The organism is Accumulibacter sp. (assembly GCF_029255285.1).
Lineage (GTDB): Bacteria > Pseudomonadota > Gammaproteobacteria > Burkholderiales > Rhodocyclaceae > Accumulibacter.
Genome location: NZ_JAPUVI010000086.1, coordinates 39,666 through 59,053, shown reverse-complemented (window position 1 = coordinate 59,053; position 19,388 = coordinate 39,666). Strand labels below are relative to the sequence as shown.

Here is a 19,388-nt window from a genome sequence, read left to right as displayed (position 1 = left end):
GCGCGCCGCCCAGACGGGCGCGGCGAACTCGTGCGCTCCCTGGTCCGGCCCAGATGACTCACCGAACACAAAGTCGGATTACATCACAAGTCCTTAGTCGGGTCAATCGCCGCCCGGGCGCGGGCGCTTGGGCAAGGCGCCGGGCGAGGCGATGCCTGGCGCGCCAGAGCCGGCCGATTGCCAAAAGGACGCTCAGGCAGCCACCAGGAAATCGCGGCTGATGCCGTCACCGAGTTCGTAGATGCGGTCCATAAAATCGGTCAGATACTCGTGCAGGCCGCCGGACAGGATGTCCTCGATGCGCGCAAAATGGAGTCCGGCATGCAGAACGCCGGCTTGGCGCTCGGTTTCAGCCGAAGCGTTGTTGGCGATCAGCTGCAACATGCGTACGATGCCGTCGGCACAGGCGTGCAGGGAGCGCGGCATATCTACGCGCAGGATCAGCAACTCGGCGACTCGGCCGGGCGTGATCGCGTCGCGATACACCTTGCGGTAGACCTGGAAGGCCGAGAGCGAACGCAGCAAAGCACCCCAGCGGTAGAAATCGCTCGCTCCCTCGTCGCCGTTGCGCAGGATGTGGTACTGCATGTCGAGAATGCGGGCCGTATTGTCACCACGCTCCAACAAGCCGCCGAGGCGGATGAAGTGGAGCGAATCATCCTTCAACATGGTGCCGAAGGTCACCCCGCGCGTTACCGCCGAGCGCAGCTTGACCCAGTCGAAAAACTCGCTGACGCCGCGCGAATGAATTTGCTCGAAAGTCTGCTCGCGCAGTTCGATCCAGGTGGCGTTGACGCTCTCCCACATTTCGGCGGTGAGAGTGCCGCGCACGGCGTGCGCGTTTTCGCGTGCCGCCCGCAAACAGGTGTAGATCGACGAGGGATTCGCGGGGTCGGCAACCATGAAGCGCAGCACGTTGTCGACATTCACCTCGGCATAGACTTGCGCGAAAGCCGCTTCGAGGCTGTTGAGCGCCAGGATGGCGCGCCAGTTTTCATTCTGTGCGGCGACCGATTGCGGTACCAGGGACATCTGGTAAGAAACGTCGAGCAGTCGTGCGAGGTTTTCCGCCCGCTCGGTGTAACGCGCCATCCAGTAGAGGTGATCGGCAGTTCGGCTCAGCATGTCGGTTCTCCGTCCAGCTCAGTTTTCCAGCACCCAGGTGTCTTTGGTGCCACCACCTTGCGATGAATTCACAACCAGTGAGCCTTCGCGCAAGGCTACTCGTGTGAGGCCGCCCGGCACCAGTCCAATCTGCTTGCCGGAAAGGACGAAGGGACGCAGGTCGAGGTGGCGCGGCGCGATCCCCGAATCGACGAAGGTTGGACAGCTCGACAAGGCCAGCGTCGGCTGCGCGATATATTTCTCCGGCGTGGCGACGATGCGGGCCCGAAACTCTTCGATCTCGGCCTTGGTCGCCGCCGGCCCGACCAGCATTCCGTAACCGCCGGCGCCATGCACCTCCTTGACCACCAGTTCCGACAGGTGTGCCAGTGCGTACTCGAGGTCCTCCGGTTGACGCAACATCCAGGTCGGAACGTTCTTCAGCTTCGGCTTTTCGCCGAGATAGAAACTGATCATCTGCGGTACGTAGGGGTAAATCGACTTGTCGTCGGCCACTCCCGTGCCGATCGCGTTGGCCAGCGTGACATGGCCCGAACGATAGGCTGACAGCAAGCCCGGCACGCCGAGCATCGATTCCTTGTTGAAGACCAGCGGATCGAGGAAGTCGTCGTCCAGCCGGCGGTAGATGACATCGACCCGTTGCGGTCCCTGCGTCGTGCGCATGAAGACCGTTTCGTCCTTGACGAAGAGGTCCCTGCCTTCGACGAGCTCGATTCCCATCTGCTGCGCCAGGAAAGTGTGTTCGAAATAGGCGCTGTTGTAGGCTCCCGGCGTCAACAGGACGACCGTCGGATTGCTGACGCCCTTTGGCGCGACAGTGCGCAGGTTTTCGAGCAGCATGTCGGGATAATGCTGGACGGGTGCGATCAGATGCCGCGAGAAAAGTTCGGGGAAGAGCCGCATCATCATCTTGCGGTCTTCGATCATGTAGGAAACGCCGGACGGTACCCGGAGATTGTCTTCCAGGACGTAGGATTCGCCCGCCCCGGCGCGTACGATGTCGACCCCGGCAATGTGCGCATAGATTCCGGATGGCACGTCTACGCCCATCATCTCGCGGCGGAATTGCGCGTTGTTGAGCACTTGATCGGCGGGAATTTTTCCCGCACGCAGGATCTCCTGGTCGTGATAGATGTCGTTCAGGAAAGCGTTGAGCGCTTTCACACGCTGCCACAAACCTGCCTGCAGCGCGGCCCATTCGGCCGCCGGGATGATGCGTGGGATGATGTCGAAGGGGATCAAGCGCTCGGTGCCGGCTTCCTCGCCGTAGACGGCGAAAGTGATCCCGACCCGGTGAAAGGCCGTGTCGGCCTCTGCCCGCTTGCGCGCCAGGCGCTCTGGCGGCATGGCCGCGAGCCAGTCGGCAAAGGCTTGGTAGTGCGGCCGCAGCGTCCCTGCCGCGTCGTACATTTCATTGTAGGAATTCCCGCTCATGATGCTCACCGCCAGTGTGTGTTGTTGCGAATGAAGCACTAATCGTGCCATGTTCCTGGATGTCTGCCGCCCGCTGGATCAGGGGAAAGCGAAGGCGTGCGGTGCGAGCGCGTGGTGCGCGCGGCGCGGGCGATGCACCTTGCCGGTGCGTCGCGATTCTCCGCCACGGTGCGGCGCTCAGCCACCGCACGGCGCCCTAAGGTCACGCGGTCAGGCGGCGCGCGTCGGCGTTTCGACGATGGAAAATGACTGCGCCACGTATACGAAGAAGGCGGATGGACTGGCACAATGCTAACCGTAAGCCGGAAGGCGTCGCTTCCGGTGGTCGCGTGATGCGGGGCGCTGCTCCAGGGCAAGGGAAATCGAGATGGGCAAGTGGAGTTCGCGAGTGGCGGGAGCGGTGTCGCGTTTCTGGCCGGGTCAGTTCGGTCGGAAGAGTGGCGTGGCCGCGCCACGCGCTACCCCGCCAGACTACGTGGTCGACGCGTTCATGGCGAGCGATGTCGGCTGCGTGCGCGAGAGCAATCAGGATTCGATCGCCTTCGTCTCGCCGGGCGATGCCGAAGTTCGTCGGCGGCTCGGTGTGCTGGCGGTGGTCGCGGACGGCATGGGTGGGCACAACGGAGGCGAAGTGGCGAGCGCCATAGCGGTCGAGACGATCTGTCGCTACTATTACGCGACAACGAGCGACGCCGCCGCGCAGGCGCTGGCATTGGCGGTGCGCGAAGCGAACGGTGCCGTGTTTCGCGCCGCCGCGGCGGACTCGAGGCTCGAGGGTATGGGCACGACGGCCACGGCCCTCGTTCTGGTGGGCAGTGGCGTACTCTTTGCCCATGTCGGCGACAGTCGCTTGTACCGCTGCCGTGCCGGTCGCTGCAGGCAGCTCACCGAGGACGACAGCTTCGTGGCAGAGATGGTCAAGAACCGCCTGATCCGCCCCGAGCAGGCGGCCCATCACCCGGCCCGCAACGTTCTCCTGCGTTCCGTGGGAACACAGGAGAAGCTGTGGGTCATCGCTCAGCATGGCGATCCGCCGCAAGTTGGCGACTGTTTCGTTCTCTGTTCCGACGGGCTGTGGGACACTGTCGATGCGCGCGAGATCGCCCGCATCGTCGATACTGCGGAGCCGGAGGAAGCCTGCCGGCAACTCATCCAACTGGCGCGCGAGCGCGGCGGCAGCGACAACATCTCGGTCGGCGTGCTAGCCATTCGGGCGCTCGAACCGGACTCGCCGCCCGCCTGATGTCGGGGTCGCGCCGCTGGCCCGGTGGCCGCCCGGCTCGCGTGACCATGACGCAGTGGGAAGGAATCAGATCACTTTCTGCGCGCGCAGGCCGCCGATCTCTTGATCACTGAAACCGGCGGACCGTAGAACGTCCTCGCTGTGCTCGCCCGCGGCCGGCGGTGGCAGCCGAGCCTCGAAGGGTAGGTCACTGATCTTGAACGGCGGGGCAAATTGCTTGACGCCGTCGACCTCGACGATCATGGCCCGCGCCCGCAGTTGCGCGTTCTCGATACTCTCCTCGAGGCGCAGTACTGGGGTCACGCAGCAGTCGACGCGCTCGAAGACGGTCGTCCACTCGGCAAAGCTACGTTCGGCGAAGGCCAGCTCAAGTTCGCGCCGAATACGCTGGCCGTCGGCGCCGCAAGCAAAGGCGAACGGTTTGAGGTCCGGGCGTTCGATGGCGTCGCAAAGGCCTTGCCAGAACTTCGGCTCCATCGCACTAACCGCCATGTATCGGCCGTCACGCGTCGCATAGACGCCGTAGCTAGGCATGCCGCCCGAGAGGACGTCTTCGCCACGCGGTAGCGCCTGCCCCAGGCCAAGAACGGCGAGCAGCGGAAAGAGAGTGTGCGCGAAAACGGCGTCGGTCATCGACACATCGACGTAACGGCCGCGGCCGCTCTGGCGCGCGTCGACGACCCCGGCCAGCACCCCGAGCAACGCGGTCAGCGAGCCGCCGAGGAGATCGCCGATCTGGAAATTCGGCACCGCCGGTGCGCTGCCGGGCAGGCCGATCTGGTCGAGCAGCCCGCAATAGGCGAGATAGTTGAGGTCGTGGCCGGCGCGGTCGCGGTAAGGTCCGTCCTGCCCGTAGCCGGTAATCGCACAGTAAGTAACGCGCGGGTTGATCGCCGCGACGGCCGCGTAGCCGATACCCAGCTTGTCTACAACGCCAGGGCGGAAGCCCTCGAGAATGACGTCGGCTGTCGCCGCGAGGCGCATGAAGGCGGCGACTCCCGCCGCCTGCTTGAGGTCGAGGCAAAGGCTGCGCTTGTTGCGGTTGACGAGCTGGAAATAGCTGATCTGGCCATGGATCGCGCCGGCGCCGCGCGCGTAGTCGCCAGCGCCGGTGTCTTCGATCTTGACGACGTCAGCACCAAGGTCGGCAAGGTGCATGCTGGCCAGCGGCCCTGGCAAAAGGCGTGTCAGATCGAGGACGCGAAGACCGGCAAGAGGTGGGGGACGCATTAGGCTTGACTTTCACAAAAGGTCATGGCTGTCGCCACTGGGCAAGCAGTACGATGATGAAATCCGGCAGACCCTGCAGTACCGGCGTGACCGGCGTCTGCAGTCCGCGCGTCAGTTCGTCGACGCGGTCCGAGACGTAGGCGTCGAGTTGCTTGTAAGTGATCCGGCCGCGTTTCTTCAGATCGGCCGCGCCGCGCAGGCCCTCGAGCAGAGCCTTGGTAAAGGCTCCGTTGCCCCACGCCGGATCCTCCATCGATTCCTGCGTTCCCGCGGACGACGCGAAGACGACGATGTTGTTCTCAGCGCTCGCCAGTTCGTTGATGGCCTCGGTGTTGTCGAGCCGCTGGCGCGCTGTGCCGATGACGTTGCCGGCGTGGCAGGTGTCCACGAACATCAGCGTACGGCCGGGCAGACTGGTCAGGGTCCGGCGGATCAGCGAGAAGCTGACGCCGGTGGCGTCGAGGCGCGACGCGTCGGCATCGCGCGGCAGGTAGAGATACTCGCCGCGACCATCGTTGACGCCATGTCCGGCGAGAAAGACCATCGCCGTATCGTGCGGCCGGACGGCACCTCTCAGCCAGGCCAGCGCCGCTTCGACCGCCTGTTTCGACGCCGCGCCGTCCACCAGCGTGCGGACGACCACCTTGCGGTACATCGTTCCCTCCTGTCGCCGCATCAGCGTCGCAAAGTCCGCGGCGTCCTTGGCCGCGAGGTCCAGTCGATACTCAGGCTTGTCGTAGGCCGACACGCCGACCGCCAGGACATAGAGGTCGTTCTCGGCGGCCGCGACTTTCTTTTCCCCCAGATAGCGCACGCGTACGACGGCCGGTACAGAGGCGCCGTGGGCGTTCTCGGCGATCAGTTGCAACTCGGCATCCTCGGCCGGCAGTTCGACAGTCAGCTCGCGCGTCGCCTCGCCGGCCGGTTGCGCAACCCAGGCCTCGGCGCCGAGCGGCGCTTCCTGGCCATTGACCCGCAGCCGGACTCGGATCACCGGTGCACCGGCCGGCGTGCGCAGCCGATAAGCCAGCGTGAGCGGCGATTTGCTGACGCTGGCCTCGTATCCCGGCCTGACGATGTCGACCACTGGCGGCAGACGGTCGACAGCGGGTGCACTGATTTCCTGACCCTGCCCGTCGTCGGGACTGGCTGGCCGGCCCGTTCCGGATTTCCCGTTCGCCGTCTGACGCGCTGCCGATGGCGCCGGAGCATCACCAGCGGGCTTGGCGGTCGAGGCACTCTCCAGTGTCCGCACGTTGCCGCGCTCGCGCTTGGCGGCGCCGATCCCCTGGCGCTGGTCGCCAGCGGAAAGGACCTGGCGAACCATTCCCGGGAGCAGATAAGTGGCGCGAAAACGCGACAGGGGAAAGAAGTCGGCCGTTCGCCCCGGGTCGCTACTGACGATCCAGCCAGCATGGTCCTCGGCGCCGATGGCGGCTTCGTAATAGCCCGCCCGTGAGATGGCCAGCCACTTGCGGTCGCCGGGTTGCAGATAATAGCTCATCAGTGGCTCGCCATCGCGCCAACGCAGCAAATGAATGAAGCCGTCGAGGGTCGCGGCGACGACCAAAGCGCGCTTTTCGAGCAGATTTACGGCGACCACGTCGGCCTGCAGGTAACGTTTCCATAGTTCGCCGCCCTGATCGCTTACCTTGCGCAGGAAGCGTTGTGACGATCCATAGACCAAGGCCGCTTCGCTCGAATGCACTGCTACCGACAGCGAGCGCTCGCGCCGGTTGGTTTTCGGAAGCGGCTGGCCATTGACGGTGCCTTCGCTCGTCCCCTGCCAGGCCAGCACATTCATACCCGAGCGACTGGTCAGCGGTGCCTGCCATGCTTCGCGGGCCGCGTCGACGGCGGCAAACCCGGGGTTGTCGAGCGTAAAGGCCAGCAGGCGGCCTTTCTGCTCGGCCAGTACCGGCAGCGCGACCCGCTGCTCATCGGAGGAAACCAGCAGCGCTTCGGGATGACCATCGAGTTCGGCCACCGCGCGCGCGTTGCGCCAGAGAATTTGCATGTCCGGGCCGACCGCGGCAAGCGCGCCGTCTTCGGAAAGGTAGGCGAGAACGCCGCTGCGCAAAGCAACGACATCGGCGATGCGACGGTCGGGGACACGCAGGTCGTCGAAGCCCTGGCGCTGGTAGCCCGTCCCGTTCCAGCGCCGGATGAGCCCGCTGGCGCTGTCGCGCGCGTGGGCGGCGCCGAAGATATGGCGACCGTCGGGCGATTCGCGAACGATCAGCGAGCGAACGCCCGTCGGCATGGCGCTGCGGTTCAATCGATACGGCAGCGCGGCGAGCGATTCGCCATCGTAGAGGCCGTGGCCGAAAACGAGGACCGCCCGCTCGTCGGCTGTCCAGTAGGCCCGAAAAGCGCCGCGGTCCGTCAGGACGCGCTCGGCGACGCGGTTGAAACCGGTGCCGGCCGGCTTGTAGAGGACTACCCGACTGGCGGCGGGATAGTTGTGCGAAGTCGCGAAGAGCGTACCGTCGGCGCGAAAGGCAAGGGCCGAGATGTTGCCCGTCAGCGATCGGTCCTCGAACACACGGCGGCCGCCGTCGACCTCGAGGATGCGCAGGCCGCTTTCGGTGCCGCCACTGTCGTCGACGAAACCGATGGCCAGCAGGCGGCCGTCGGACGACCAGGCAAGCGCCGTGATCGGTGACTCGAAACCGGGAAAAGCGCCTACGATGCGGCCATCCTGCAGCGAGACGATGGCCACCGAGCGTCCCTTGCCGAAGCTGTAAAGACTGCCGCCAACGGCGGCCAGACGGCCGTCGGGCGACAGGGACAGCGCGTAAAGCAGCCCGTCATGGCGGCCGGCCACCGGCAGAATGAGTCGCCGCACTTGCCGTCCGCTGTCGACGTCCCAGACGCGTATGGTCTTGTCGAGCCCGACGCTGACCAGATGACGTTCGTCGGGCGTTGTCGCGAGGCGATACGCGTTGCCCGCGTGCACGCCCGGATCGATGGTGAACACCGGCTTGGCGGACGGCTGTCCGCTCGGCAGACCACTCGGCTGCGCAGAGGCAAGCGAGACCAGAAGCATCAGCCCGAGGGCCAGTAAGCGCGTCATTGGGGCCTCCTGCGGAAGCAAGGGAGTCGGCGCCGGCTTGTACCGGCGGTCAGGCCATGGCTAGACCGAAGTTCCGGAGCATGTCCGACTCGGCACGCGGCGGGTCGACTGTCGTGGGCGCGCAAACACCGGCGCTTCCGGAGTGACGATCGGACAGGCAAGCTATCAACTCTCAATGAGTGAAGCGAAAAGCGAAGGCAGCACCGATGGTTTCGCATGGGTATCAATTGCTCAGTCGAGAATGTAATACGAACTATACGCTGCTTGGAATCCTGCCCAGTCAGCGGGTGACCGGATCGCCACCATTTGCCAGGGAAACAGCCTGACGGATGGGCTTGGCATCCATCCCGAGCATCAAGAATAGTGGGGCCCACGATGCCACACGAACGCTCCGACGACCGGAGCACCAACATTAGCAATGTAGCAATGTAGCAATGGCTCAATGCGAGCGTACACGCATCGACGCCGCGCAGCGCGGTGAAATGATCCCTCCCAGGCACCCCAGCGGCCGATATCGCGCTCTCCAGTCGGCCAGGACGCGCGCTCGGCAGCTCGCAGGCAACGTCGGCCTAGCACCGATCGCGATCCGCGGCGTGTCCGGATAGTATAGGTGGACGTCGAGATGACACCAGGCGAGCACCCGGACGGCGAGCTTTCCGATCTGAACATTCGGCGGGCCTTGGTGGCCGCAATCAGCCGCGCCGATCGCGAACGGGCTGGACAATTGCTCGACTACTGGGCTGCGCGACACGGTTATGCCGCGGCGTACAAGGATCTTCTCGAGCCGGCCCTGAAAAGAATCGGTCGCGGTATCAACTCGGAACGCTTTTCGCTGGCTCAAGCCTATGTCGCGGCCAAGGTGGCCGAAGACATGTTGACCAAGTCCGCCGGATCGTTCGCGCAGAACAGCGAACAAAGAACGGCCAAAGGGCCGGTGGTTCTCGGCAACGCGGAGGAAGACTTCCATGCCCTGGGTCGCCGCATGGTGGCGACGATGCTGCGCTCCAGCGGGTGGGTCGTTTGCGATCTGGGCAACGATGTGCCGGCGGCCGAGTTCGTAGACAAGGCGATCGAGATTGGCGCGCGGGTCATCGGCGTGTCGGCGATGACCGTGACGACGGCACTGAACATCAAGGAAGTCCGGCGTGAGCTCGACGCCCGAGGGCTGTCCGGTCGCATTCAACTGGCGGTGGGCGGCGCCGTGTTTCTCGTTGCCGACGGGCTGTGCGATGAGGTGGGGGGAGATGGCACCGCGCCGGACATGCTCGAAGCGCCCCATCTTTTCGCGGAGCTCTGGGCGCGCGGCGAACGCTTCGAGGACGCCCGGTGAACAGCCTCCAGCGCCTGCAATGCCTGTTGGCGGGTGAAATGGCCGACCGGCGAATGTTCACCATGCCGTTGAGCCAGTACAGCGCGGCTTTGACCGGCTGCTCCCTGGAGGAGCATTACAATGACCCGGCGGCTTATGCTCGCGGGCAGACGGCGGTACGCGAAACCTTTGCCCCGGACATATTGTTCGGCCCCGTGATCGTCGCCGCGATCGGCGAGGCATTCGGCAGCAAGGCCCGCTATTTCGACAAGGGACCGCCCGTGGTGTCGACCCCAGCCATCGAGGCGGCCTCCGAATGGAAAGGTTTGCCGCTTCCCGATCCGGACCGGCATCCGCGTCTGTCGTACCTGCGGGAGGCGTTGCGGCGCGTGGTCGCCGAACACGGGCGCGAAGTGCCGGTAGCCGTGCTTCTCGTCGCGCCAATCGACATTCCCGGGCTGGTAATGGGTCTGGATGCCTGGCTGGAAACCTTGCTGTTCGATCGTCCAGCGGCTGAGGCGATCATGCAGCGAGTGACTCCCTTCGCCGCGGACCTGGCCAACCGCTGCTTCGCCGATGGCGCTGCCTTTGTCGTGTGGACAATCGGCTTCGCTTCGCCAGGTTTCGTCACCCGCGAGATATTGCAGGAGTTTTCGCGGCCCGTGCTGGTTGATACCTTGGCGCGAGTTCATGGGCCGGTCGTCCTGCACCATTTGGAATTTCCCCTCGTGGCCAACCTGGATGTTTTGTCGGGTTTGCCTTCCGTCGCCGGTTTCGTGCTCGCGCAGGGCGACAACCTGAAACGGGCGCGCCGGCTTCTTGGCGCAGACTCCATTCTGCTCAGCGGGCCCGCGTCACCGTGGATGCGGCGAGCCGCGGCAGCGGATGTCGAAGCGGTGTGCCGCAAGACACTGGAGAATCGGCGCGACGACCCGCGCTTCATTCTGGCCAGTTGCAAAGGTGACATGTACATCGATACGCCTCCGGCCAACATTCACGCCTTCCGGAAATCGGTGGAGGAATTTGCTGGGGATCGCCGGTGACCGGATGCGGGCCTTGTCCACCGACGCTGGTCGTATGCTCGGTGTTCGCGGCCGAGGTCGAGGCGCTCTGGCAGATCCACTGGCCCGCGCTACGGATTCGCGTCGTGCGCTCCATGTTGCACGTTTGTCCGGCTAGACTCGGTGAGCAACTGGAAGCGATCGTCGAGGAGGAACGGAGGACCGGGCGAGGGGTGGTCCTGGTTTATGGCGACTGCTACGTCGGGATGCGGCAGCTTGCGGCGCAACCCGGCGTCGTGCTGACCAAGGGAGCCAACTGTGCCGAACTGCTGCTCGGCCGCGAACGCTACCGGCGGGACGCGCGCGACGGTGCCTACTTCCTGCTGCCGGAATGGGCGCAGCGAGGCGAGCGCTTCTTCGCGAACGAGTTGGGTCTCGATCGGGCCAATGCCAGAGGGCTGATGGGCGACTTGCATCGCCTGATCGTCTATCTCGATACTGGCTTGCTGTCCGTGCCGCAAGAGAAGCTGCGGGCGATTGCGGACTATTGCGGTCTGCCATGGGAGTCACGTGCCACACCGCTCGATTGCCTGCACAGCGCGATCAGCGAGGCGATGGGGCGGCTCGATGAGTGGGCGATAGCGGGATGACCAGGGACGCTTTCAACGATCCCGCCCTGTCGTTCATGACCATCGACGTTCTGAGCAACGTTCTCGACCGTGCGGACAACCCTGGCAATACGGGCAGCTATTTGACCAAGGAACTACGTGCGATGACCGCCGCTCGCAGCGTGCTGTTGATCCAGTTCGACAACGATTCGGCAGCGAGCGACTACCGGATCGTCAGCGTCGATCCGAAGCGCCGTAAACCGGTCGGTGATGCGGCGGGATTTCGCCGCCTATGCGGCATGGTCCGGGGCATGCCGGCCGTCGAAGTGTGGCGTCCCGGCGACTCTTCGGAAGCGGCGCGCATCCTGCTCGATGAAGGAATGGGTCTGACGATGGCCATGCCCTTGATGGTCGGTACTCACCACGTCGGAGGGCTGCTCCTGCTCGGCTTGCCCGAGGAGGCTGAACTGGCGGCCACGACGACCTTGATTGGGCCTTTGTCGACCATTCTGGCTCTGGTGTTGCGCAATGCGCTGCTCTACGAACGCCAGGAACAGACCATCAAGTCGCGTACCGCCGAGTTGTCCGACCTCAACCGGAAGCTGACGCTCGAACTCGCCGAACGCAAGCGTGCGGAACTGGAGTTGCAAAGCTATCGCAATCACCTCGAGGAACTGGTGGCGGTTCGCACGGCCGAACTGGAGCATGCCAAAGAGTTGGCCGAGACGGCCAACCGGGCCAAGAGCACCTTCCTGGCCAACATGAGCCACGAACTGCGCACGCCGCTCAACTCCATCCTCGGCTTCTCGGTGCTGATGTGCCGGGAAGCCGTCATCACCGGTCGCGACCGGGAACATCTGGACATCATCAACCGCAGTGGTGAACACCTGCTGCGCCTGATCAACGACATCCTCGACATGGCCAAGATCGAGGCTGGCCGCATCGTTTTGGAGGTGGCGCCATTTGACTTCGACTCGGCGGTGAACGATGTCGTTGCCATGATGGGGCAGCGCGCACGCGAAAAGAGTCTCGATCTGCGCCTGGAACGTCGCGGGCCGGTGGCACCGCACATTCGGGGCGACGAAGTCCGGTTGCGGCAGGTGCTGGTCAACCTGCTCGGTAACGCCATCAAGTTTACCGAGCAGGGTGGGGTCACGCTGCGGCTGGATGCCACTGGCGGCGCAGACGGTCGCCGCCTGCGCATCGATGTGGTGGATAGCGGCCCGGGTATCGCGTTGGCGGAACAGGCGATGATCTTCGAACCGTTCGTACAGGCGGGCCAGGCGTCGGTGCACAGTGGAACCGGCCTCGGATTGGCGATTACACGTCAGTTCGTCGAGTTGATGGGCGGCCGAATCCGTGTCGTCAGCGAGATTGGCCAGGGCAGTTGCTTCTCTATCGACCTGCCGATCGAGCCCGTGTCGGCACCCGAAGTGAGCGGCTTGCCTGGAGAAGACGGTGAGGTTCTCGCCTTGGCGCCAGGCCAGCCGGAGTTCCGGATCCTGATTGTCGAGGACCAGCCTGAGAACGCCTTGCTGCTTGCCAGGCTGCTGGAAGAAGCAGGGTTCCCGGTGAAGACTGCGGAGAACGGCCTGCGCGGCGTCGAGTTGTTCCAGTCGTGGCGCCCCCATTTCATCTGGATGGACCGACGCATGCCCGGCATGGACGGACTGGAGGCCACCCGGCGCATCCGTGCTCTGGACGGTGGAAAGGACGTCAAGATAGTCGCGCTCACCGCTTCGGTGTTCGCCGAGCAGCGTGGAGAAATGTTGGCGGCGGGCATGGATGACATTCTGCACAAGCCATTTCGTCGCGCCGACGTCTTCGCGTGCTTGGCGCGGCTCTTGGGTGTGCGTTACCAGCGTGAGGCGACGGTGAACCGGTCGTCGCGGGTTGCAGAACGGGCGGACGTCGAGGCGCTGCCATCAGAATTGCGGCGCGAACTGGGCGAAGCGGTCGTCGCCTTGAATGTCGAGCGCATCCACAGGTTGATCGCGCGAGTGGAGGCGCAGGACGAGGCGCTTGGGCAGCTTCTGCGGCAACATGCCGAGAATTTCGCTTTCGAGAAGATCGAAAAGATCCTGCGCGACGGCCTCGAAACCTGAGCCGGCGTCGGTGAATTCGGTCCCTTAGCCTGGCCTCGGCCGGCGTCCCGGGTGGCGCGGCAACCCTCTGGCCAAGACGGCCCAAACCGGAGCGGTCGAGAATGGCGCTTCCCATGGTCCCGACCGCGGTGCTTGGTCCGGCAAGCGCGACGCCGGTGTGAAACCGGTCGCGTTGCGGCAAACCCTCGGTGCGCCAGCGCCTTACTGCAGATCTTCCAGGCGCAGGCGAATTATCGGTCCCTTGACCGCCGACAAGGCTTCGATGCCGGCAATTGCCGTATCGACGTTTCTTTCGCGCGTCTTGTGGGTCAGCATGATGATGTCCGTCTGTTCTTCGCCTTCCCCCGGCTCGCGCTGGATCATCGCGACGATCGAAATGCCGTCGTCGGCAAGGATGCGCGTCACGTCGGCAAGAACGCCGGGGCGATCCTCGACGCGTAGGCGCAGGTAATAGCTCGTGACGACATCGGCCATTGGCAGGATCGCGAGATCGACCATCGCGTCGGGCTGGAAGGCAAGATGCGGCACGCGATGCTCCGGGTCGGCGGTATGCATCCGCGTCACATCGACCAGGTCGGCGATCACGGCCGACGCCGTGGGTTCGGCGCCGGCTCCCTTGCCGTAGTAGAGCGTGGCACCGACCGCGTCGCCCTTGACCAGGACGGCGTTCATCGCGCCCTCGACGTTGGCGATCAGCCGCCTGGCGGGAATCAGCGTCGGATGGACGCGCAGTTCGACGCCTTCGGCGGTGCGCTTGGTGATGCCAAGCAGCTTGATGCGGTAGCCGAGTTGCTCGGCGTAGCGGATGTCGGCCGCATCGAGCCGGCTGATGCCTTCGATGAAAGCCTGGTCGAAGCTCATCGAGTTGCCGAAGGCGATCGCCGACATGATCGACAGCTTGTGCGCGGCGTCCACCCCCTCGACGTCGAAGGTCGGATCGGCCTCCGCGTAGCCGAGACGCTGCGCCTCCGCCAACACCGTGGCAAAGGACAGCCCCTTGTCACGCATCTCGGACAGGATGAAGTTCGTCGTGCCGTTGATGATGCCGGCGATCCACTCGATGCGGTTGGCCGTCAGCCCCTCGCGTAAGGCCTTGATGATCGGGATGCCGCCGGCGACGGCGGCCTCGAAGGCGACCATGACGCCCCGCTTCTGCGCGGCGGCGAAAATCTCGTTGCCGTGCTTGGCGAGCAGGGCCTTGTTGGCGGTGACGACATGTTTGCCATGCTCGATCGCCTGCATGACCAGCGTCTTGGCCACGTCGTCGCCACCGATCAACTCGACGACGATGTCGACTTCCGGGTCGGCGACGACGGCAAAGGGATCGTCGGTGGCCCGGCAACTGCCGCCAGTCAGCTCGCGAATGCGCGCCAGCTTGCGGTCGGCGACGACGCTCACGGCGATCGGCCGGCCGGCTCGACGAGTGATTTCCTGGGCGTTGCGCCTGAGTACGGAGTAGGTTCCTCCGCCGACGGTGCCGAGGCCGAGCAGTCCAACGTTGATGGGTTTCATAGGGCAGTGTGCGCTTAAGGTTGTGGAGGGCGATGGGGGCTGGCGGCCGTCAGTCAGGCCTGCGGCCGGCCTCTAGCTTGGCGCCCCGAAGCGTTTGCGATAGGTGGCGAGGAAACGCGCGATGCGGCCGATGGCGTCACGCAGGTCGTCCTCGTAGGGCAGGAAGACGAGGCGAAAGTGGTCCGGCTCTGGCCAGTTGAAGCCGCTGCCCTGAACCAGCAGCACGCGCTCCTCCTGCAGCAGCTCGGCGATGAAATCCTGGTCGTTGTCGATCGGGTAGAGTCGCCGGTCGAGGCGCGGAAACATGTACAGGGCGGCCTTGGGCTTGACGCAGGTGACGCCGGGAATCGCCGTGATCAAGGCGTGCGCCAGGTCACGCTGGCGGCACATGCGGCCGCCCGGCGCGATGAGGTCGTCGATGCTCTGGTAGCCGCCGAGCGCCGTCTGAATCGCGTGCTGTGCCGGAACGTTGGAGCACAGGCGCATCGACGCCAGGATGTCCAGCCCCTCGACATAGTCGCGGGCGTCGCGCAGGTCTCCGGAAACGACCATCCAGCCCGCGCGATAGCCGCACGAGCGGTAGTTCTTGGACAAACCGTTGAAGGTCACCGTCAGTACGTCGTCGGACAGCGAAGCGATTGCCGTATGCGTTGCACCGTCGTAGAGCACCTTGTCGTAGACCTCGTCGGCGTAGAGGATCAGTCCATGCTGGCGCGCGATGGCGACCATCTCGCGCAGCACGCTCGGGGGATACAAGGCGCCGGTCGGGTTGTTGGGATTGATCACCACCAGGGCGCGTGTGCGCGGCGTGATCTTGGCGCGCAGATCGTCGAGATCGGGCAGCCATTCGTTTGCCTCGTCGCACAGGTAGTGGCAAGGCGTGCCGCCCGACAGGCTCACCGCCGCGGTCCACAACGGATAGTCGGGTGCCGGTACCAGCACTTCATCGCCGGCATTGAGCAGCGCGTTCATGGCCATCACGATCAGCTCGGAGACACCGTTACCGATATAGATGTCCTCCAGCGTGACGCCCTTGATGTGCTTCTGCTGCGTGTAATGCATCACCGCCTTGCGGGCCGAGAAGATTCCTTTCGAATCCGAGTAGCCCGCGGCGTTCGGCAGGTTGCGGATCATGTCGAGCTGGATTTCTTCCGGCGCCTCGAAACCGAAAGCGGCCAGGTTGCCGATATTGAGCTTGACGATGTGGTGACCCTCGTCTTCCATTTGCTTGGCCTTCTGCAGCACGGCGCCGCGAATGTCGTAGCAGACGTTGTCGAGTTTGGTGGACTTGAGTATCGGTTTCATCGCCATGAGCCTAGAGCAGCCCGTCCTTTCTGAACATGTCCTTGATTCCCCGTACCGCTTGCCGCGTACGCTCTTCGTTCTCGATCAGCGCGAAGCGGACGTGATCGTCGCCATACTCGCCGAAACCGACACCGGGCGAGACGGCCACCTTGGCATCGGTCAACAGTTTCTTGGCAAATTCGAGAGACCCCATCTGCAGGTAGGCGGCGGGGATTTTCGCCCAGATGTACATCGACGCCTTCGGTACTTCGACCATCCAGCCGGCCTCATGCAGCCCCTTGGCGAGTACGTTGCGCCTTCCCTGGTACAGTTGGCGCACTTCCTCGACGCATTGCTGAGGACCGTCGAGCGCAATCACCGAAGCGACCTGGATCGGCGTGAAGGTTCCGTAGTCGTGGTAACTCTTGATGCGCACCAGCGCGTGACACAACTCCCGGTTGCCGACCATGTAGCCAACACGCCAACCGGCCATGTTGTAGCTCTTGGACATGGTGAAGAATTCGACGGCAACCTCGCGAGCCCCGGCGACCTGCATGATCGACGGCGCCTGGTAGCCGTCGAAGCAGATGTCGGCGTAAGCCAGGTCGTGCACCACCAGAATGTCGTGCTGGCGGGCCAGGGCAACGATACGCTCGAAGAAACCGAGGTCGACGCAGCGCGCCGTCGGGTTGCTCGGGAAACCGAGGATCATCATCTTCGGCTTGGGAATCGACTCGCGGATTGCGCGCTCGACTTCCTCGAAAAAATCGACGTCGGGCGTCATGCGGACCGAGCGGATGTCGGCCCCCGCGATGATCGCCCCGTAGATGTGAATCGGGTAAGAAGGATTCGGCACCAGCACCGTGTCGCCGCGATCGAGCGTGGCCAGCATCAGGTGCGCGAGTCCTTCCTTCGAACCGATCGTCACCACGGCTTCGCTTTCCGGGTCGAAGCTCACGTCGTAGCGCCGTTGATACCAGTCGCAGATCGCCTTGCGCAGCCGCGGAATCCCCTTCGAGATCGAATAACCATGCGTATTCTCGCGCAGTGCCGCCTCGACCAGCTTGTCGGTGATGTGCTGCGGGGTCGGTCCGTCGGGATTCCCCATGCTCATGTCGATGATGTCCTCGCCGCGCCGACGGGCAGCCATCTTCAGCTCGCTGGTAATGCTGAAGACGTAGGGTGGCAAGCGTTTGATGCGCGAAAACTCTCTCATGGCGGGTGCTCGGAAAAGGATCGTGACAGTGGTCGGGCAAACGACAAACACGCGGCGCGGGGCGGCGACGACGAGATATCCGACTCTGAACGGCTGCAGCAAAAAAGCTATAATCCTACTTTAACGTCCTGTGCACCGCAATTTTCATGAAACTGCAGCTCGACAGCAGCGTTGGCCTGAACACCTTTTCCGCCTACGGTGCCGGCTATGTCAGCGTAAACGGCGTCCGCCACACCGGCAACCTGGCGGTACTGCCCGATCGTCTGATCCCGGACTGGACGCAAGCGACCTTCGAAACGCTGTCCATCGCTGACATCGAATGGCTCGCCTCGCTCGATGCCGAAATCGTCCTGCTGGGGACCGGCGACCGCCTTCGCTTCCCGAGCCCCGAGTTGCTGCAACCCTTGGTGCGGCGCCAGAAAGGGCTGGAGGTGATGGATTTGCCGGCGGCCTGCCGGACTTACAACGTCCTGGTGGGTGAAGGCCGCAAGGTCGCTGTCGGCCTGCTCCTTGTCTGACGGCCACCACCCGTCGTCGGCGACCAGGCGTCACCCGTCGGGCTCGGCACGATGAAGCGCATCGCCCTCAAGATCGACGTAGACACCTGCCGCGGGACGCTCGTCGGCGTTCCCTTCCTCCTGGAACTGTTGCCGCGGCTCGGAGCGTCGGCGACCTTCTTCTTTTCGCTTGGCCCGGACTGCAGCGGGCGCGAAGCGCGCCAGTCCTCGCCCTGCCGTTACTACGACTTCTCCGCCCGCCTTGATGGATTGATCCTGCCGGCTCCCGATATCGGCACGCGCGCCGCGGACATCATGCGTCAAGCGCGCGACGCGGGTTTCGAGGTGGCCATACACGCCTGGAATCGCGTCCTCTGGGAAGACAAGGTGCTGTCAGCCGACAATCCCTGGATCGAGGTCGAAATGACGCATGCCTGGCGGCGTTTCGAGGCGATTTTTGGCCAACCGGCGACGGCGCACGGCGCCGCCGGTTGGCGGATGAGCCGCCATGCCTTGCGTCTCACGCAACGCCTGGGATTCGGCTATGCCAGCGATTGCCGCGGAAAGTATCCCTTCTTTCCGGTCATAGACGGCGAAATCGTCCGCTGCCCCCAAGTCCCCACGACCCTGCCGACGCTCGACGAGTTGCTGCTCACCGGGGCCGCGTCGGCTGAGCAGGCGGTCGAACGGATTCTGGAGCTTTCCGCCAGGATACGAGGTGACCATGTCTTCACCTTGCGTGCCGAACTGGAGGGAATCCGGTTCCGCAGCGCATTCGAACTCCTCCTCGCCGAGTGGCAGCAAAGAGGCCACCAACTGATCGCCCTGCGAGACGTGCTGGCGGCTCGCAACATTGCGCAGCTGCCCCGTCACGCTGTCGTCTTCGCCGGCGTCCCAGGCCGCACGGGACCTCGCCTGCTACAGGGGAAGAGTTTTCTCGAGGGCGAAAGGGACCAATAAAAAGGGGTGGCCGCCGGCCACCCCTCTCGACCAAAGGTCGGGAAGCGGTCAGTCTCGATCGCCGCTGAACACCATCAGGAGGTTGAGCAGGCTGACGAAGACATTGTAGATGTCGAGGTACACCGCGAGGGTCGCCGAAATATAGTTGTCTTCGCCACCGGTGACGATCCGGCTGATGTCGTAGAGGATGTAGGCCGAGAAGACCATCACCGCGAGCGCCGAAATGGTCAGCGACAGAGCCGGGATCTGGAAGAAGATGTTGGCCACCGCCGCCAACAAGACGACAACCATACCGATGAACAGGAACTTGCCCAGGAAGCTGAAATCCTTCTTGGTCACCGTAGCCACACCGGCGAGCGTGAAGAAGATCACCCCGGTTCCGCCGGCCGCCATGGCGATCAAGCTGCCTCCGTTGCTGAAGCCTAGCGCCACCTGCAGGATGCGCGACAGCATCAAGCCCATGAAGAACGTAAAGCCGAGCAGCAGGGCGACGCCCATGGCGCTATCCTTGGTGCGCTCGATACCCCACATGAAGCCGAAGGCGATGCCGAGAAACAGCACGAAAGACAGGAACGGGCTGCCGGCGAAGAAAGAAAACTGCAACTGGACGCCGAGGAGTGCGCCGACGACGGTCGGCACCATGGTCAAGGCGAGCAGCATGAACGTGTTGCGCAGAACCCTGTTCTGCTGCAGCGTCAGCTCCCGAGTTGCCGTGTTGGTCATCTGATACTGGGGTTGCATTGCGTGTTCCTCCTTGAGTTGAAGTACGACTACGCCGCTAAGACTAG

The 19,388-nt window shown here is 64.1% G+C and carries 15 protein-coding genes; 7 read left to right on the top strand and 8 right to left on the bottom strand.

Annotated features, from left to right (window positions below; translation table 11 throughout):
- Nucleotides 1–192: 192 nt before the first annotated feature.
- Together Q1M07_RS10085 and Q1M07_RS10080 are read right to left on the bottom strand one after the other, a co-directional pair.
- Complete coding sequence (locus tag Q1M07_RS10085) at nucleotides 193–1,125, bottom strand: alpha-E domain-containing protein (RefSeq protein WP_300453549.1); 933 nt, start codon at nucleotides 1,123–1,125, stop codon at nucleotides 193–195.
- An 18-nt stretch (nucleotides 1,126–1,143) separates the two neighbouring features.
- Nucleotides 1,144–2,559: a circularly permuted type 2 ATP-grasp protein gene (locus Q1M07_RS10080; protein WP_300453547.1), complete on the bottom strand. Its 1,416-nt coding sequence runs from the start codon at nucleotides 2,557–2,559 to the stop codon at nucleotides 1,144–1,146.
- Between the two features lie 367 nt (nucleotides 2,560–2,926).
- Between Q1M07_RS10080 and Q1M07_RS10075 the strand changes: the two genes are divergently transcribed.
- Complete coding sequence (locus Q1M07_RS10075; protein ID WP_300453544.1) at nucleotides 2,927–3,802, top strand: Stp1/IreP family PP2C-type Ser/Thr phosphatase; 876 nt, start codon at nucleotides 2,927–2,929, stop codon at nucleotides 3,800–3,802.
- 66 nt (nucleotides 3,803–3,868) lie between these two features.
- On the opposite strand, the gene Q1M07_RS10070 is transcribed toward Q1M07_RS10075, so the two are convergent.
- Entirely contained in the window at nucleotides 3,869–5,032 is a 1,164-nt protein-coding gene (locus tag Q1M07_RS10070; RefSeq protein WP_300453542.1) for a CaiB/BaiF CoA-transferase family protein, read from the bottom strand.
- A gap of 22 nt (nucleotides 5,033–5,054) precedes the next feature.
- The gene (locus Q1M07_RS10065) at nucleotides 5,055–8,108 is read right to left on the bottom strand and encodes a caspase family protein (RefSeq protein WP_300453540.1); all 3,054 of its coding nucleotides are present in this window, start codon (nucleotides 8,106–8,108) and stop codon (nucleotides 5,055–5,057) included.
- 610 nt (nucleotides 8,109–8,718) lie between these two features.
- On the opposite strand from Q1M07_RS10065, the gene Q1M07_RS10060 reads away from it, so the two are divergent.
- The 4 genes from Q1M07_RS10060 to Q1M07_RS10045 are packed head-to-tail and all read left to right on the top strand — an operon-like array spanning nucleotide 8,719 to nucleotide 13,131.
- On the top strand, nucleotides 8,719–9,438 hold the full coding sequence (locus Q1M07_RS10060; RefSeq protein ID WP_300453538.1) for a cobalamin-dependent protein: 720 nt from the start codon (nucleotides 8,719–8,721) through the stop codon (nucleotides 9,436–9,438).
- A complete protein-coding gene (locus Q1M07_RS10055) occupies nucleotides 9,435–10,460 on the top strand; it encodes a uroporphyrinogen decarboxylase family protein (protein ID WP_300453536.1) in 1,026 nt (341 codons plus the stop codon). The genes Q1M07_RS10060 and Q1M07_RS10055 overlap by 4 nt, the downstream gene beginning before the upstream one ends.
- Entirely contained in the window at nucleotides 10,457–11,068 is a 612-nt protein-coding gene (locus Q1M07_RS10050) for a DUF1638 domain-containing protein (RefSeq protein ID WP_300453534.1), read from the top strand. The genes Q1M07_RS10055 and Q1M07_RS10050 overlap by 4 nt, the downstream gene beginning before the upstream one ends.
- Nucleotides 11,065–13,131, top strand: coding sequence for an ATP-binding protein (locus Q1M07_RS10045; RefSeq protein ID WP_300453532.1), 2,067 nt, complete (start codon nucleotides 11,065–11,067; stop codon nucleotides 13,129–13,131). The genes Q1M07_RS10050 and Q1M07_RS10045 overlap by 4 nt, the downstream gene beginning before the upstream one ends.
- 201 nt (nucleotides 13,132–13,332) lie before the next feature.
- Here the strand turns inward: Q1M07_RS10045 and Q1M07_RS10040 are convergent, their stop codons facing one another.
- The 3 genes from Q1M07_RS10040 to alaC all read right to left on the bottom strand — a co-directional run bounded on the left by Q1M07_RS10040 (nucleotide 13,333) and on the right by alaC (nucleotide 17,143).
- Nucleotides 13,333–14,643 carry a homoserine dehydrogenase gene (locus Q1M07_RS10040; protein ID WP_300453530.1) on the bottom strand — a complete coding sequence of 437 codons (1,311 nt, stop codon included), beginning with the start codon at nucleotides 14,641–14,643 and terminating at the stop codon, nucleotides 13,333–13,335.
- A 72-nt stretch (nucleotides 14,644–14,715) separates the two neighbouring features.
- Nucleotides 14,716–15,948 (bottom strand): pyridoxal phosphate-dependent aminotransferase, encoded by a 1,233-nt coding sequence (locus Q1M07_RS10035; protein ID WP_300453528.1) that lies wholly within the window; start codon nucleotides 15,946–15,948, stop codon nucleotides 14,716–14,718.
- Between the two features lie 10 nt (nucleotides 15,949–15,958).
- Nucleotides 15,959–17,143: an alanine transaminase gene (alaC, locus tag Q1M07_RS10030; protein WP_300453526.1), complete on the bottom strand. Its 1,185-nt coding sequence runs from the start codon at nucleotides 17,141–17,143 to the stop codon at nucleotides 15,959–15,961.
- Between the two features lie 146 nt (nucleotides 17,144–17,289).
- Here alaC and Q1M07_RS10025 point away from each other — a divergent pair, with 146 nt between their 5' ends.
- Together Q1M07_RS10025 and Q1M07_RS10020 are read left to right on the top strand one after the other, a co-directional pair.
- Nucleotides 17,290–17,661 (top strand): Mth938-like domain-containing protein, encoded by a 372-nt coding sequence (locus tag Q1M07_RS10025; protein ID WP_300453524.1) that lies wholly within the window; start codon nucleotides 17,290–17,292, stop codon nucleotides 17,659–17,661.
- A gap of 51 nt (nucleotides 17,662–17,712) precedes the next feature.
- On the top strand, nucleotides 17,713–18,600 hold the full coding sequence (locus Q1M07_RS10020; protein WP_300453522.1) for a polysaccharide deacetylase family protein: 888 nt from the start codon (nucleotides 17,713–17,715) through the stop codon (nucleotides 18,598–18,600).
- Nucleotides 18,601–18,648: 48 nt separating this feature from the next.
- On the opposite strand, the gene Q1M07_RS10015 is transcribed toward Q1M07_RS10020, so the two are convergent.
- Complete coding sequence (locus Q1M07_RS10015) at nucleotides 18,649–19,341, bottom strand: Bax inhibitor-1/YccA family protein (protein ID WP_300453520.1); 693 nt, start codon at nucleotides 19,339–19,341, stop codon at nucleotides 18,649–18,651.
- Nucleotides 19,342–19,388 lie beyond the last annotated feature (47 nt).

Coding starts and splice junctions, on each gene's coding strand:
- Q1M07_RS10085 (WP_300453549.1), bottom strand. CDS start 1,125: ATGCTGAGCCGAACTGCCGATCACCTCTACTGGATGGCGCGTTACACC.
- Q1M07_RS10080 (WP_300453547.1), bottom strand. CDS start 2,559: ATGAGCGGGAATTCCTACAATGAAATGTACGACGCGGCAGGGACGCTG.
- Q1M07_RS10075 (WP_300453544.1), top strand. CDS start 2,927: ATGGGCAAGTGGAGTTCGCGAGTGGCGGGAGCGGTGTCGCGTTTCTGG.
- Q1M07_RS10070 (WP_300453542.1), bottom strand. CDS start 5,032: ATGCGTCCCCCACCTCTTGCCGGTCTTCGCGTCCTCGATCTGACACGC.
- Q1M07_RS10065 (WP_300453540.1), bottom strand. CDS start 8,108: ATGACGCGCTTACTGGCCCTCGGGCTGATGCTTCTGGTCTCGCTTGCC.
- Q1M07_RS10045 (WP_300453532.1), top strand. CDS start 11,065: ATGACCAGGGACGCTTTCAACGATCCCGCCCTGTCGTTCATGACCATC.
- Q1M07_RS10040 (WP_300453530.1), bottom strand. CDS start 14,643: ATGAAACCCATCAACGTTGGACTGCTCGGCCTCGGCACCGTCGGCGGA.
- Q1M07_RS10035 (WP_300453528.1), bottom strand. CDS start 15,948: ATGAAACCGATACTCAAGTCCACCAAACTCGACAACGTCTGCTACGAC.
- alaC (WP_300453526.1), bottom strand. CDS start 17,143: ATGAGAGAGTTTTCGCGCATCAAACGCTTGCCACCCTACGTCTTCAGC.
- Q1M07_RS10025 (WP_300453524.1), top strand. CDS start 17,290: ATGAAACTGCAGCTCGACAGCAGCGTTGGCCTGAACACCTTTTCCGCC.
- Q1M07_RS10020 (WP_300453522.1), top strand. CDS start 17,713: ATGAAGCGCATCGCCCTCAAGATCGACGTAGACACCTGCCGCGGGACG.
- Q1M07_RS10015 (WP_300453520.1), bottom strand. CDS start 19,341: ATGCAACCCCAGTATCAGATGACCAACACGGCAACTCGGGAGCTGACG.